At 51.5% G+C, this 14,604-nt stretch carries 13 protein-coding genes; 4 read left to right on the top strand and 9 right to left on the bottom strand.

What is annotated here, in order from left to right; translation table 11 throughout:
- Window position 1: 1 nt before the first annotated feature.
- The 3 genes from IDM49_RS05985 to IDM49_RS05975 all read right to left on the bottom strand — a co-directional run bounded on the left by IDM49_RS05985 (window position 2) and on the right by IDM49_RS05975 (window position 2,883).
- Window positions 2-763, bottom strand: a complete 762-nt coding sequence (locus tag IDM49_RS05985) for a YebC/PmpR family DNA-binding transcriptional regulator (RefSeq protein ID WP_168613864.1) — start codon at window positions 761-763, stop codon at window positions 2-4.
- A gap of 111 nt (window positions 764-874) precedes the next feature.
- Window positions 875-1,606: a type 1 glutamine amidotransferase gene (locus tag IDM49_RS05980; RefSeq protein ID WP_168613863.1), complete on the bottom strand. Its 732-nt coding sequence runs from the start codon at window positions 1,604-1,606 to the stop codon at window positions 875-877.
- Entirely contained in the window at window positions 1,606-2,883 is a 1,278-nt protein-coding gene (locus IDM49_RS05975) for a Mur ligase family protein (RefSeq protein ID WP_190723870.1), read from the bottom strand. Before IDM49_RS05975 ends, IDM49_RS05980 begins: the two co-directional genes overlap by 1 nt.
- Before the next feature lie 130 nt (window positions 2,884-3,013).
- Between IDM49_RS05975 and IDM49_RS05970 the strand changes: the two genes are divergently transcribed.
- Window positions 3,014-4,021 carry a hypothetical protein gene (locus tag IDM49_RS05970; RefSeq protein WP_190723869.1) on the top strand — a complete coding sequence of 336 codons (1,008 nt, stop codon included), beginning with the start codon at window positions 3,014-3,016 and terminating at the stop codon, window positions 4,019-4,021.
- Between the two features lie 139 nt (window positions 4,022-4,160).
- Here IDM49_RS05970 and IDM49_RS05965 read toward each other — a convergent pair whose 3' ends face one another.
- The 3 genes from IDM49_RS05965 to IDM49_RS05955 all read right to left on the bottom strand — a co-directional run bounded on the left by IDM49_RS05965 (window position 4,161) and on the right by IDM49_RS05955 (window position 6,445).
- Window positions 4,161-4,715 carry an HIT family protein gene (locus IDM49_RS05965; protein ID WP_190723868.1) on the bottom strand — a complete coding sequence of 185 codons (555 nt, stop codon included), beginning with the start codon at window positions 4,713-4,715 and terminating at the stop codon, window positions 4,161-4,163.
- A 48-nt stretch (window positions 4,716-4,763) separates the two neighbouring features.
- Window positions 4,764-5,219, bottom strand: coding sequence for a 23S rRNA (pseudouridine(1915)-N(3))-methyltransferase RlmH (locus IDM49_RS05960; RefSeq protein ID WP_190723867.1), 456 nt, complete (start codon window positions 5,217-5,219; stop codon window positions 4,764-4,766).
- A gap of 140 nt (window positions 5,220-5,359) precedes the next feature.
- Window positions 5,360-6,445 (bottom strand): NADH:flavin oxidoreductase/NADH oxidase, encoded by a 1,086-nt coding sequence (locus IDM49_RS05955; protein ID WP_190723866.1) that lies wholly within the window; start codon window positions 6,443-6,445, stop codon window positions 5,360-5,362.
- 143 nt (window positions 6,446-6,588) lie between these two features.
- Here IDM49_RS05955 and IDM49_RS05950 point away from each other — a divergent pair, with 143 nt between their 5' ends.
- Together IDM49_RS05950 and IDM49_RS05945 are read left to right on the top strand one after the other, a co-directional pair.
- Complete coding sequence (locus IDM49_RS05950; RefSeq protein ID WP_190723865.1) at window positions 6,589-7,080, top strand: FBP domain-containing protein; 492 nt, start codon at window positions 6,589-6,591, stop codon at window positions 7,078-7,080.
- A 17-nt stretch (window positions 7,081-7,097) separates the two neighbouring features.
- Window positions 7,098-8,123 carry a nitronate monooxygenase gene (locus tag IDM49_RS05945; protein ID WP_190723864.1) on the top strand — a complete coding sequence of 342 codons (1,026 nt, stop codon included), beginning with the start codon at window positions 7,098-7,100 and terminating at the stop codon, window positions 8,121-8,123.
- A 28-nt stretch (window positions 8,124-8,151) separates the two neighbouring features.
- Here the strand turns inward: IDM49_RS05945 and IDM49_RS05940 are convergent, their stop codons facing one another.
- Both IDM49_RS05940 and IDM49_RS05935 read right to left on the bottom strand, forming a co-directional pair.
- Window positions 8,152-9,450 (bottom strand): carboxylesterase family protein, encoded by a 1,299-nt coding sequence (locus tag IDM49_RS05940; RefSeq protein WP_190723863.1) that lies wholly within the window; start codon window positions 9,448-9,450, stop codon window positions 8,152-8,154.
- Between the two features lie 91 nt (window positions 9,451-9,541).
- Window positions 9,542-9,925 carry an STM3941 family protein gene (locus IDM49_RS05935; protein WP_190723862.1) on the bottom strand — a complete coding sequence of 128 codons (384 nt, stop codon included), beginning with the start codon at window positions 9,923-9,925 and terminating at the stop codon, window positions 9,542-9,544.
- Window positions 9,926-10,203: 278 nt separating this feature from the next.
- Here IDM49_RS05935 and IDM49_RS05930 point away from each other — a divergent pair, with 278 nt between their 5' ends.
- A complete protein-coding gene (locus IDM49_RS05930; RefSeq protein ID WP_190723861.1) occupies window positions 10,204-12,066 on the top strand; it encodes an NERD domain-containing protein/DEAD/DEAH box helicase in 1,863 nt (620 codons plus the stop codon).
- A gap of 258 nt (window positions 12,067-12,324) precedes the next feature.
- Here the strand turns inward: IDM49_RS05930 and thrS are convergent, their stop codons facing one another.
- Window positions 12,325-14,352 carry a threonine--tRNA ligase gene (thrS, locus tag IDM49_RS05925; protein WP_190723860.1) on the bottom strand — a complete coding sequence of 676 codons (2,028 nt, stop codon included), beginning with the start codon at window positions 14,350-14,352 and terminating at the stop codon, window positions 12,325-12,327.
- Window positions 14,353-14,604 lie beyond the last annotated feature (252 nt).

Below are 14,604 nucleotides of genomic sequence, written 5' to 3'. Positions count from 1 at the left end.
CTTAGTCGTCTGCCTCAAGCTCAGCCATAACATCTTCTGAGATATCAGCGTTTGAGTACACGTTCTGAACGTCGTCAAGTTCTTCAAGAGCATCAGCCAGTTTGAGGAACTTCTTTGCGCCATCCTTATCGAGAGCTACCTGCATGGTGGGGCGGAAAGCAGGCTCATCGTTGTTGTAGTCGAGCTCAGCTTCTTCGAGAGCCTTACGCAGCTCTGGAAGGTCTGAAGCACCGGAAACAACGGTGAAAACCTCGCCCTCGTCAATAACCTCTTCAGCGCCTGCATCCAAAACAGCCATCAAAACATCGTCCTCAGTCAGACCATCAGTCTTGGTAACTTCTGCAACACCCTTGCGCTCGAACATGAACGCAACTGAACCTGAGTCAGCCAAGGTACCGCCATTTCGGGTAACAGCAGTGCGAACTTCAGCAGCTGCACGGTTGCGGTTATCGGTCAAACATTCAACGTAGAGCGCAGTTCCCTGAGGGCCGCGTACCTCGTACATGATTTCGGTGTAGTCAATGGTTTCACCGGTCAGACCAGCGCCACGCTTAACTGCGCGATCAATGTTGTCGTTGGGAACAGAGTTCTTCTTCGCCTTTGACACAGCGAGGTCAAGAGCGGGGTTAGCTGAGGTGTCAGCGCCGCCCATACGTGCTGCAACTTCAATTGCCTTAATGTACTTCGCGAAAGCCTTTGCGCGCTTAGCGTCGATTGCAGCTTTCTTGTGCTTGGTAGTCGCCCATTTGGAGTGACCCGACATGGAATTCTCCTTGTACGTAGTGTCTGCTTGGTGTTTTAGCGCCAAAAGTGCGGTAAAAATCAAGCTTTATTGCGTAGTAAACCGGGTTCTATTGTACCGGTATATGAATTTTTAGCGAGGACGCTCGATAGCGGCTGCGCGAGCCTTTTCTACGAGCGAGTCATCGATGGTTGCTGGAGTGAACTCGCCGTACTTCTTTTCTGCTGCTTTTGAAATCAAAAAATCTGAAATCTTGGGGTTCTTTGGCAGAAGTGGGCCGTGTAGGTATGAGCCGATAACGTTGTGGACGCGGGCGCCCTCCTTCTTGTCGTCGCGGTTGTTGCCTTCGCCCTTGGTGACGGTGGCAAGCGCCGTGACGCCGTCTCCGAGGTGGGTAAGACCAGAGTGGTTTTCGTAGCCCACGATGGTGCCAAATTCATCGGATTCTTCGACGATGTTACCGATGAGGCGTTCTTCGCCGCCTTCAGTAATGAGGTCAAAGATGCCAATGCCGGTCAGATTCTCGCCGCCAATAGTGCGAAACTCTTTACCAAAGAGCTGATACAGACCACAGATCACCAGCATGGGTGTGCCGCCTTTAGCCATCGCTTTGAGACGGTCACCAATAGCGAGTAAGTCGTCCTGAATGATGGTCTGACCGGAATCTTGGCCGCCACCACCTACGATAATATCTGCATGCTCAAGAAATTCGTCACCGGGGTTGTAGTCAATAATCTCGGTGTCGAACCCGTGTGCCTGTGCACGACGCGAGAGCGACAGCGTATTGCCCCAGTCGCCATAGATATTCATATCTTTGGGGTACAGCTGAACAATGGTGAGGGACTTTTTATCCTGTGCAGTCATTATGAGATCTCCTCAACATCGGTAATCTTTGCCAGCTCTTTACGCAACGCCAACATCGCGGTGTAGGTGCAGAAAATACGCATCGACTTGCCTTCGGAGTGCTTGATGAAGCGCTTGAGTGCAGTTTCAAGGTCCTCTTCAACATGAGCAACGGCTACGTCATCGTGTTCAAGGCGCAACGCCATATCGTACGCACGAACACCTGAGACCATGTCAACTCCGCCATCCTCAAGGGAGTGGAAGTCAACATCCCACAGCCATGAGACATCGCGTCCGTCGGCGTATTGGTCGTTGATAGCAATCATGGTTGCGTAGTCTTCAGCGGATGCCGATGATAGCGACAGTCGGAAACCAGAGGGGTTCTTCACCAGCAAAAGCTGCAGGGTCTGGCCGTCGACATTCAGGGTTTCACCGCGACCAAAAGCCGGGGCAATCTTAGCGAGCTCTGCGATCAATGCCGGACGATCGGCGTCCTGACCCATAACCTCTAGGGTCATGGCCATTGCTGCAGCCGCGTTGAAAATGTTATATACGCCGTAGAGGTTGACGTCTCCGGTAACTTCTTCGCCGTCGATGAGGAAGGTTGAACGAGTGCCAGTGAATCCTGTCAGTGCGACTTTTGCATCGGGCAGCTGCTCGGTTGAGGCAGTTACACCTGAACGCATTTCATCGTCTGAGGGGAACATGGCGCGCAACTTCTCGCTCAGACCGAAATACTCGATGTTGGTGTCAGCAGCTACATCATTGGCAATCCGACGGATGCGGGGGTCCTCGCGGTTGAGAATGACGGTGCCGGTGGTTGCGGCAGCAACGGTTGAGAGCATACGACGCGTGGTGTCGATTTCACCAAAGCGATCTAGCTGGTCGCGCAATACGTTGAGCAACAAGGCGTAATTGGGTTTCACGCGCTTTACAAAATGAACCGCGTGAGCCTCATCGAGTTCAAGCACAGCAATATCAGCATCGAGCTTGCCGCGCAGATTCATCTCACCCAATAGCGCAGCGGCAACGCCGCGCACAAAGTTGGAGCCGGTGCGGTTGGTGAAAACTTTCAGGCCCTGAGATTCCAGCAACTGCACCACCATCTTGGTAGTGGTAGTCTTGCCGTTGGTACCTGAGACAACAACGACTCCGCGAGGAAGCTTAGCGAGCTCTTCAGAAACAAAATCGGGGTGAAGTTTTTCCATCACAAGGCCGGGAAATGCTGAGCCGCCACCGCGAAGCTTGGTTGCGTAGCGAACACCCTGCCCAATGAGGCGAGTTACTGGTCTAGACATATCGACAAGTTTAGCGTGCTTAGGTTTTTTATGCCCGGTGCGCGACGAGGATCTCAGGCAGTGTGAAAGAGATTGCAGGTGGTTTTCGTGAGTCTTGATGATGCCGGTCAGTGCGCCTAAACTGTTCGGCGTGCAAAATCTTCTCTCACAAGCTCAGTCAGATACTCTCATTTTCCGCGATCTTAAATGGATTGACCGTTCACCTACCATGGTTGTTGAACCGCTTATAGACGGCACTCCAAGCGGTGAATTAGAACGGATCTCTATCACCCCGGATGCGTTTATTGGGGTCGATTTTTCTTCGGCCGCCCTGGCGAGCCGTGGGATTTCCGACCAACGGTTTTGCGCCGGTTATGCCAGAGCCAGCGAAGAGCACACTGGTTTCTACACAGTGGCCTGCCCCCATTCCGCAACCATAACTCAAGGCAAACAGTGCCCCCAATGCTTGGCACTGGACGAATTTTCAGCGATGCACGGGATTCACCGCGGCGCTCGCTTAACCTCAGCGGCTGAAGACTACGCCGAGCTCGAGCACTGGCTTTACATCGCGACCTTCCCCGACGGCACATCCAAGGTGGGCACCGCGTCCGCCCATTCAAAGCCGCGCCGCCTCGATGAGCAAGCCGTCGCCTGCGCAACCTACGTAGCTCACGCCAATGACGGCCGGCAGGTACGCATCTGGGAAGATTTAGTAACTCGCGAAGCGGGTCTAGTCCAGGCAAAACAAGCACGAGCAAAATACAAAGCATGGACGTCACCGCTGCCTGCATCAGAGATTAAGGAAGCCCATGAGAAGGCCGTCGCGCTTGCAACCTGGTCCTTACAAGAAGCAGCGCTTTTCGAGGACTACATCGAAGAAGACCAAATCATTGCTGAAAAGTGGCAACCATCTCCAGCCATGAAGAGTGCGTATTCTTCAATTGCTGAAGGTAATGATGGATCTTTGCACACCTTTGAACCGCTACTCAATAGCCCTCGCGGATTCTATATCAACGGCGCAACCGGAAAATTTCTGGTGGCGCACTTTGGCAACTCAGAGGCCGTCTTTCTGGTCAATCTTGCCGAAGTAGCAAACCGGGCGTTCATTGTCACCGATACGGTGACAGAAGAACCAACCACACAGGGTGCTCTGTTTTAAACACACACGTTGTTTTCGTCTCCGTATCGATTGATACGGGACATCAAGTAAAAGAAGTGCGCGGTCAAAGACTCTAGGTACAGACACGCCAAGCTTGCCGCGAGCATCCACCACTTATAATGAAGACCCGCGAGCTGATTTACTCGACGTTTTTCCACCCTTCAGACAGCAAAGTACGAATATCGTCCAGTGTTTGCGTCATGGTTTTAGTGCCGGCAATAATCGGCAAAAAATTGGTGTCGCCCGACCAACGCGGCAGAATATGCTGATGCAGGTGCGCAGCCACGCCTGCACCACCAACTTTGCCCTGATTCATACCAATGTTAAAGCCGTCAGCTTTGCTGACCACACGCATCACCCGCATTGCCTTTTGGGTTAACTGAGCAATCTCAGTAGCTTCTTCAAGCGTGGCGTCATCATAGTTTGGAATGTGACGGTAGGGGCACACCAGCAGATGCCCGGGGTTATAGGGGTAAAGATTGAGCACCACATAGGCGTTTTTGCCGCGGTACACAATGAGCGATCCTTCATCATCGCGTTCAGGAGCGGCACAGAACGGGCACGTATTTTTGGTGTAGTCCTGTTGCCCTGTCTTGACGTACGCACGACGATGCGGCGTCCACAACCGCTGAAAAGCATCGGGAACGCCGGGAAGTTGAAAGTCATCTGTTTCGTAAGTGGTGTCTTCGTGCATGTTTTCAGTCTAACCGTTGATGCAAGTCAGGGCGTGTTGAGGAAATTTTTAGACGTGATGGTAGGGACGGTTATTGGTGATCTCTCCGGCGCGATAGATCTGTTCGGTAAGAATCAGGCGCACCAGCTGATGCGGGAAGACCAGCTTGGATAGAGACCACACCGTGTTGGCGCGCTGACGCACCGAATCGTCCACTCCGTAGGCACCGCCAATGACAATAGTGACGGGTTTGTGCCCCAGATTCTGATTGAGGAGCTGTGAAAGTTCGGGTGAGCTGAGGTTCTTGCCACGCTCGTCCAGGAGAATAAGGTAATCGTCAGCGCTTACTTTACTGAGGATGCGTTTGGATTCCTCAGCGCGTGCCTGTTCCTCGGCAAGAGATGAATGTGCAAGGTAGTTCCAAGTGACGTCCCATGGCTTGCGCAGGCGGGTTTCGTAACGGTCAATACCGTCTTTAACCCACTTCTCGTGCTTCTTGCCGATGGCAATAATTTTAATAGTCACGGTACTCCCCTAGTCTTTGCGTTTTGCGAGGCTAGGTTCAATCGTACCCAATGCTAAACCCCTAGCGTTGCGCTCAAAGGCGGGTGTTAAAGTCTAAGCAGATGAGCGGAACGCTAGGGGTTAGTGAAAGAGTTAGCACGTTAGCGACGTGTGTTCCATGCACGCAGGTACTGAGAGGGAACATAATCAATGTCAACATTGAGTTCCTTAGCCCAGTTCAAGGCAAAGGACGCGTTGCGCAGAGCCTCGCGTCCTACCAGCACTACGTCAGCCTGTTCTGAACCCACAATGTACTCGGCTAGACGCGGTGAGTTAATCATGCCGACCGCGGCAACCGGAATGTCTGCCTCACGCTTGACCTGCGCTGCCATAGGGGTCTGGTACCCCGCGTAGACCTTGATGGGTGAGGGATAATTTCCGCTTGTAGAAATGTCCGCCATATCTACGCCGTCTTCCTTAAGCCACGCAGCAACCTGCGCGGTTTCTTCAACTGTGATGCCGCCGTCTACGAATTCAGTTGCTGACAAACGGACGAGCAGAGGCATGTCTGCAGGCATGTTGGCACGCATTGCACGGGCTACACGTCGAATCATCTGCGCACGGTTTTCCAGCGAACCGCCGTAGGAATCTTCGCGTTTATTAGAAAGCGGTGAAAGAAACTGAGTCAGCAAGTAACCGTGCGCACCGTGAATTTCGAGGAAATCATAACCTGCTTCAACCGCACGGGCTGCGGCTATACCAAATGCCTCAACGATCTCGTCAATGCGGTCTTCGGTCAGTTCAGTCGTCTCTTTCAGCCCCGGGTATGCAATAGCTGAAGGTGCGAAAGTCTCCCAACCACCTTCTTCAATGGACAGCGAACCGCCGTCCCGCTTTTCACGTTCTGACACGCTAGATGCCTTTCGTCCTGCATGAGCAATCTGGACGCCTGCCTTAGCTCCACCATCGTGGATTGCCTGGACGACGCGACGGTGCGCCTGAGTGTGCTCGTCGCTCCAGATTCCTAGGCAAAGAGGGCTAATGCGTCCCTCGGGTAGGACGTTTGTCATCTCAACGATGACGGCGCCCGCGCCACCGCGTGCCAGCGCATTGTAGTGGTGCTCGTGGTAACTGGTCGGAACACCATCCCGCTTTTCAACCGAATACTGGCACATAGGCGGAATCCAGATTCGGTTGCGGGTAGTCATAGAGCGAACAGTGAATGTGTCAAAAAGCGGGGATGCCATGTTTTCCCTTTCGGTATGGATTCAGTGTGCACGAGCTTTAACCACATGGAACGAATGAAAATTCCTGTCTGAGTCAATTCGCTCAGTGAGATAAGTAAAAATCAGACGTGCGAACGGGGGTCGTGAAAAGTAAACTTGCAGTCATGCATGAACTTTCAGAAACGACCATCCGCAAGAGCTTTGTCAACTGTTCCAAGGGCGAGGCTAAGCGTCTCAACTTGCCTACATTGCGCGAGGTGAAATGGGAGGATCAGATTTTCCTTTCATGGCTTGACCACAAAAGCCCGCTCAAGGGTTGCCTAGTGGTTGAACATGAGGGTGAGGTTCAGGCAGTTTTGTTGCAGAAAGCTAAGGCACAGAGCAAGGCAGCGCAGATGTGTCAGTTCTGCATGACCCTGCACCCCGGCTCGGGTATCTCGATGTACACGGCTGCTCGCCCGGGCGAGTCAGGTCGACGCGGTAATACCATCGGCACCTACCTTTGCGCTAACCTAGCCTGCACCGATTACGTGCTGGGCAAGAAAAAGCCAGTGGGCATTCGACAAATGGAAGAAACACTGACTCTCGAAGAAAAGATTGAGCGCACCAAGAGCAATGCGCTGGGCTTTATCGCACGACTCAAGGGCGAGTCTTAAAAACTAAGGGGTACATCGTGTTCGAGCTGAAAGATTTGAAACTGCCGCTGATTGGGGCGCCGATGGCTGGCGGCCCTACAACCCCAGAACTCGTTGCTGCAGTTTCTAACGCAGGCGGTTTAGGAATGCTAGCTGCCGGTTATTTTGATGAGAAGCAACTGGCGGACGCGGTGGCGCAAACGCGTGCGCTCACTGATGCGGCGTTTGGCGTCAATCTCTTTGTGCCGCAGGAACCCATGCCCGACACCGCTGTGCAGAATTTGGACGCTTACCGCACCGACTTACAGCGTTTCGGTGACCAGTACGGTTTAGATATGCAGTCGGTTGAGATTAACGTTCCTGACCATTTTGAGTCTTTGATCAGCTGGCTAGAATCTAATCCGCTACCAGTTGTGACTTTCACTTTTGGTCTGCCTCCTGTTGGCGTTATCGAACGTCTTCATGCTGTCGGTACGTCAGTTGGTGTTACCGTGACGAATGTTGCCGACGCGCTTTCAGCCCACGAGTTCGGGGCTGATTTCCTCTGCGTTCAGGGCCCGGATGCCGGTGGTCACCAGTCGACATTCGGGGTGTTTGAGGATGCAAATACGATAGCTCTTCCCCAGCTTGTACGTGATATTCAGAATGCGGTAGGCCTACCGTTGAGTGCCGGTGGTGGTGTGGAATCAGCTCAAGATGTTGACGCCTTACTGGGCCTTGGTGTTCATGCAGTTCAGATTGGCTCTCTGTTGTTGCTCACTGACGAGGCAGGCACCAGCCAGCCGCACCGTAATGCACTACGTTCGGGCATTCGCGAAACACGCATTACACGAGCCTTTACCGGACGTCCTGCCCGTGCAGTTGTCAATGAATTTGTGGCTGAACTCGACGCAAAAGCACCCGCAGTTTATCCTCACATGCATTATTTGACGGCACCTTTACGCGCTAAAGCCAAGGATGCTGGTACTTGGCAACATGTGAACGCATGGGCGGGTGCCGGCTTTGAGAATGCGCAGAGCAAACCGGCAGCTGAGGTTATTGCGGAATTGTTCCCAAGTCATTAGGGCTAAGCTCCGCTTCCGCTAGCCCAATTTAGCTGAATTCGATACGTGCTTTGTTGGCTAGCTCTCGACGGATGTCTCCTGTTTTTGCAAAGGTCGCCCAAATATCGCGGACTGCTCGGGCTTGTTCTTCTCGTTCATGGGCGTAGAGACCGCCGAAAAGGTCTGAGCCTTTCCACGATGGATTATCGAAAAGTAGTCCGAGTTCTGTGCAGTGCGCGGATGCCATGCGGTGAGTGGGAAAACCGGTTTGTAGCAAGTAGCGGGTGGCTTCTCCCCCAGCTTTGCGATGGCGTTCTGCAAAATGATCGGCTGTTTTTGCGTACATTTTTTGCGAGAAATAGCGGGTGATGGGCTCCATCATTCGCACTACGCGGTAAGGCAGCTTGTGCGAGATAAAGTAAGCAGTTTCGCGCTTGTTGGAGCCGATGAGAACCTTGATGTGCTGAGCTACTTTTGCATAAGAAGCGTCGATGTCTTTAGCAGCTGGTAGCGGATAGTGACCGAGCTGGGTTCCAAATGCCATAGTGGAACGCTCGAAACCAAATTTGATGGGGTTCTGCATCTGCATTTTGTAGGCGAGCTCGCCGTATTGCTCGTAAGGCGCGTCCACAGGCAGTTTTTCGATGACCTCGTTGAGCATGAACTCAGCCATTTTTTCTTTACCGTGGATAAGGTCCAGCGGGGCACTTTGAATAATGGCTTTATGGATGAGCTCTTCCTCAATGACGCCTTCAGAAATCATGAGACGTGAGATGAGGTCGCCACCGGCTGACTGACCGAATGCGGTGATGTTATTGGGGTCCCCTCCGAATTGAGAGATGTACTTTTTCACCCAGCGCAGGGCTTCGCGCACATCAAGTAAACCGAGGTTGGCAGGACGTTCTTCAGTTCCGCCGAGAAAGCCGAGAATACCTAGGCGGTATGTGACGCGCACAAGAATGACGCGGTGTTCGGCTAGCAATTTGTCTGGATTATAGCGGGCGCCGTCGCCGCTACCCACGACGTAGGACCCGCCGTGGAAGTAGACCATGACGGGCAGTTTCTCGTCCTCTTGAATATCAGCGGGAATAATGACCGATAGGTTCTGACAGTCTTCGCTCATCAGCACGGACTGGCGGATGTCGGGTTGTCCTCCCCCGCGAATAAGCTGCGGGGCAGCCGGCGCGGGTTGTGATGGATCAAAGTCAGCTGGTAAATCTTCAAGGGCAACAGGCTGAGGATAACCGAAGCGGTCAGATGTAGCGTAGGGAATACCGAGGACTTCGAGGACGCGTCCGCGCCTGTGGGGCTGGATGCTGGAAGTATGGGTGGAGATAGTGAGGGGCATTCTTACAGTCTAGTCAGCTTGTTTAGATAAGACCGAGTTGCTTGATTCTGTTGTCCCGGTATTCAAACATTGCGCCAACGAGGTTTTCCCGTTAATTTCCCTCTAGTTGCATCGCAGTGGTAACAATTGCAATCTGACGGGCACCGTTATTTCTTGTCACATGAATTTCACGAGGGCGTTCTGCTACTTCAATATTTGCGACATGTTCCCAAGGAACCATCTGTGAAGAAAAAAGCGCTGTTGAGGTGTTGTAAAAGCCGTCGTTGGTGAGCACGAGGACATTTTTGTTCTTGAAGTATGCGACTGGCCAAGCAATGGTTGCTAGGCCAAAGAAGATGACTCCGAACCAGCCCACCAGTTTAATGACGCCTGTAGCTGAGATACCTGCCCATAGGCAAATGAGGATCATCAGAATACCGCCGAGAAAGAGAAGAAGTACTCGGCTAGGGCTCATCTTGATTTCAAGGGTTTGCATGGTGAAGACTTTTAAACGATAGGTTACTGTTTTCGCCTGAATAGTAACAACGTCAGCGCATGACTCTCAACTTATTACGATTTTTCAGTATTGGAATTGGTCCGCCAGAAAACAGCAGCCAATGGGTGTAAGAGGTACCGCGAAGAAGTTATACCCCTTGACTTTGGTAAACCTGTTTGGAGAATCATGAGTCATATACTTGACGAAATTTATCCGACCAACTCTCAATTCGATAGGATAAACATGGTATAGCGCACAACATTCGTTAGGTTATAAAAATGACTTCGCCCCAGAAATATTCGAGGATTTTACAAACTGACATGCCAGTGCATACAGGTGAGCGAGCGTTTGCTATTCAGCTCCTGGATTGTCTACCCGATGAGGCTAAGGTTTGGTTCAGTCTTCAACTACCGGGTTGCAAAGAAATTGATGCGTTGCTACTTCACCCCATGCATGGTTGCATTCTCATCGAGGTAAAATCCAAACCACTTGACATGGTGGAGCATTTCAATATTCATACCTGTCAGTTAACAGGTCAAAATAGCTCTATACACCCGCTTAAACAAGCCCTCCATGCCGTTTACCCCCTTAAGCAAAAGTTTGAGGATTATGGATACCGCGCACCATGGATACGGTCGACAGCTGCTTTGCCATTAATCTCTCGCAGAGATTTCAGCAGAAAATTCAACCCCTTACCTAACGAACAAAGTGCCATTAATGATCAGATTAACGGCATGATTTTTGCTGAGGATTTATGCGCCAAGGAACATTTTGAAGATTGTCTGCTGCGTATGGTAACTACTCCCCCAATTGGTTTCGCCCCAATTAAACTCAAATTTGATTTCGAAGAAACATTCAAAAACCTTTCTAAGGTGTTAGACACCGAGAAAAGGAACACAGAAAGAAATTCTCCCCAGGAGAGAATTCAGTCGGTAGGCCAATTCCAGATTCAGCCAAACAGACCACGAAAAGACACTATAAAAAACTTTACGGCCCCAGGGAACCGTGGTGCTGTTGTCATCAATGGCCTACCTGGAGCAGGCAAAACCCAGGCTTTACTTGATATTGCAGTTAGCCATGCTGAGGCAGGACGCAATTCGCTCTTCGTTTGCTACAACAAGGTGCTTGCAACTCGTTTTCGTCAGGATATGGAAGCCTTGGAAACCGTTTCCGCGGAAACCAAGGGTCGTGTCCTAATTGCAGATATTTACGATCTGCATAATGCATTGAATGATGAGTTCATGAAGGCAACCTACGAAAAGTTTTTTGAAACAGTATGCGTAGATGAATCTCAGGATTTATACCATTATGGAGTGCGTCAAGATTTGCTCAAATTGATTGACGATGTAGTAGCTGAGAACGCGGAATGGTTTTTTGCCTATGGACGAGATCAAGAGTTATATGGCACTGCTCCTGAACGAGTACTCAATGCCTTGGAAAATTCAGATAATGTGCAGGAGCTTCGACGTCCAGCACGTAGCGCAACAGATAGTTTCCGGGAAAGCGTATTTTCCCAGGTGGGCTTTGACTATGGTTTTGATCCCGTAAAAGCTGAAACCGCCGCAAAAGATATGTTGCGACGTATTCAAGGAGATGAAACGCTTTCTGACAACACATACCGTCAGGCACTGCAATCGATTCAGGTAACAAAATTTTCTCGAGACACCGATGTACGAGAGTATGAGAAGTTGCTAATCGACGAACTTCAAAAGGTTGAAGCTCTTGGAGCGCCTCAAGATTTAATGCTCTTGTTTCCAAGAACTGACCGTGACTCAACGGGTCGTGAGTTGGTCGTCCAGGCGTTGCAGAATCTAGATATTCCCTATCTCGATCAGGTTATACCAGGGAATCGTCGAGAACGTTTAGCACCAGGACATCTTCGTCTTGTAACAGTTCACTCATCACGCGGACTTCAAGCGACGAGAACAATTTTATTCGCGCCTCATTTAATTTCGGCAAACCAGCAATGCGAAGATTCAACAGTCTGGAATAGCACTGTTCCTTACATTGCACTTTCAAGAGCTATGAATGGAACTCATATTGTGGAGTTCACTGATGAGGAACCATCTGGGTTCCAAAGCTATGTGAATAACTGTCGCGAAGCTTATGGCCAGCAATTGCTGAAGCAACTTATGGGGTAATTCTAGGCAGGAGATACGACTTTTGATGCACCTCCTTAAAGATTTTGATTGTTATAGTTTCTAGACGTTTGACTCTTTGAAGGAGAGATCTCTGAATTAAAGTCGGGGGGTATTTCCTTAATCCGTTAGTAAACTCATTACCCATTTCATAAAGCGATATTCAATGCGGTAATAATTTATAGAAATAATATGGGGGGCAGGTTTACCTGCCCCCCATATTTTGCATTAGACCAAAGCACCAGATGGTTTGGCCATCATTTACACATCTTGGTTTTCGCCCTCAGTCGCCTGCGACTTCGGGTCCTCATTGTTACGTGACTGAATGTGCTCCACGATGCGCTTCACTGCCTCGTCCACGGGTACGCCGTTCTCCTGCGAACCATCGCGGAAGCGGAATGAGACCGCGCCATTCTCCGCGTCCTCGCCACCGGCGATGAGGATGAAGGGTACCTTCTCCTTGGACGCGGTACGGATCTTCTTCGGGAAGCGGTCAGTGCCGTAGTCCACCTCAACGCGCACACCGGCAGCCTGCAGCTTAGCCGCAACCTCACCCATGTAATCGTTGAACGCCTCAGCCACGGGAACACCCACAACCTGCACCGGAGCCAGCCATGCCGGGAACATACCCGCATAGTGCTCAGTCAGCACACCGAAGAAACGCTCCAATGAGCCGAACTTCGCGGAGTGAATCATCACGGGTTCCTGACGGCTACCGTCTGATGCCTGGTATTCCAGACCGAAACGGGTCGGCTGGTTGAAGTCATACTGAACAGTCGACATCTGCCAGGTACGTCCAATCGCATCCTTCGCCTGAACTGAAATCTTCGGGCCGTAGAACGCAGCTCCGCCGGGATCGGGCACGAGATCGAGACCGGTCTCCTTGGCAACCTGCTCCAAAACAGCGGTAGCTTCTTCCCACTGTTCATCGGTACCAATGAACTTGTCCTTCTTGTCGCCCTCAATGTCACGGGTGGACAGCTCAAGATAGAAGTCAGTCATGCCGAAATCTTCAAGCAAGCTCAGCATGAACTTCAGCAAGTGGCGAACCTCGTCCGGCGCCTGTTCCTTGGTCACGTAGGAGTGTGAATCATCCTGAGTAATCATGCGCACGCGGGTCAACCCCTGCAGAACGCCTGACTTCTCATCGCGGTAAACAGTACCGAACTCAAACAAACGTAAGGGCAGCTCGCGGTAAGAGCGTCCGCGTGAACGGAAAATCTCATTGTGCATGGGGCAGTTCATTGCCTTGAGGCGGTAGGCCTGACCTTCATCCTCCATCGCGGGAAACATGCCGTCAGCGTAGTACGGCAGGTGACCCGAGGTGTAGAAAAGGTCTTCCTTCGAGATGTGCGGGGTCTTCACGTACTGGAAGCCCTCTTCAATGTGGCGAGTGCGAACGTAGTTTTCCATCTCGCGCAAAATGATGCCGCCCTTGGGGTGGAATACGGGCAGGCCGGGGCCGATGGTCTTGGGGAATGAGAAGAGATCCAGCTCTTCGCCCAGACGACGGTGGTCACGACGCTCTGCCTCAGCAAGACGGTCCTTGTAAGCAACCAGTTCTTCCTTGGTCGGCCACGCGGTACCGTAAATACGCTGCAACATGGGGTTCTTTTCAGAACCGCGCCAGTACGCGCCACCGGCACGCATCAAAGCGTAGCCGTTAGCAATCAGCTTAGTATTGGGCAGGTGCGGTCCTCGGCAGAGGTCCTTCCAAACGGTCTCGCCCTTTTTATTGACGTTGTCGTAAATAGTGATTTCACCGCCGCCAACTTCCTGGGATGCGCCCTCGGCAGCTTCAGCGCCAGATCCGGGCCCCTGAGTCAAAGACAGCAGTTCAAGCTTGTACGGTTCATCAGCCATTTCAGCAACAGCTTCTTCGTGGCTTACCACGCGGCGCTGGAAAGTCTGGCCTGACTTAATAATCTTCACCATGGACTTCTCAATTTTCTTGAGGTCCTCGGGGGTGAAGGGTTCGTCCACATCAAAGTCGAAGTAGAAGCCGTCAGTGATGTAAGGACCAATGCCGAGCTTGGCGTCCTTGCGGTATTCCTGCACAGCCTGTGCCATTACGTGCGCTGCTGAGTGGCGCAGAACGTTAAGGCCCTCTTCTTCGTGGATGCTTACCGGAACAACGGTATCGCCAGCAACTACCTCGTGTGAGAGGTCGACCAGCACGTCGTTCACGCGCGCTACAACGATTTCACGGTTTTCAGCGAAAAGGTCAGCCGCGGTGGTGCCAGCCTCAACATTACGGGGTTCGCCGGCAACGGTAATTTCGATAGACAAAACGTCTCTCTCCTAAAAATTTGGGTGCTCACCCGTACTAAGGGCAAGCTTTCGTTACATCTGCGCGGTACAAGGGCGCAGAACACTTCTATTCTACGGCGTTGGGTCAGCATTCAGCTATGTTTGGATGCGAGTTGCAGAGTGAGCTGCGCTCCCCTGACTTTGAGTTTGCATCCCACACAGGTATCCGTAAATTTTTTAATTAAATTTTGGAATACTATTGAACATAAAGAATCGCTTATATAAAGTTAT

It is taken from the genome of Rothia terrae (assembly GCF_014705925.2).
In the GTDB taxonomy this organism is placed as follows: domain Bacteria; phylum Actinomycetota; class Actinomycetes; order Actinomycetales; family Micrococcaceae; genus Rothia; species Rothia terrae.
Note: the sequence above shows the minus strand (reverse complement) of the source record. Positions and strands in the feature narration are given on the sequence as shown.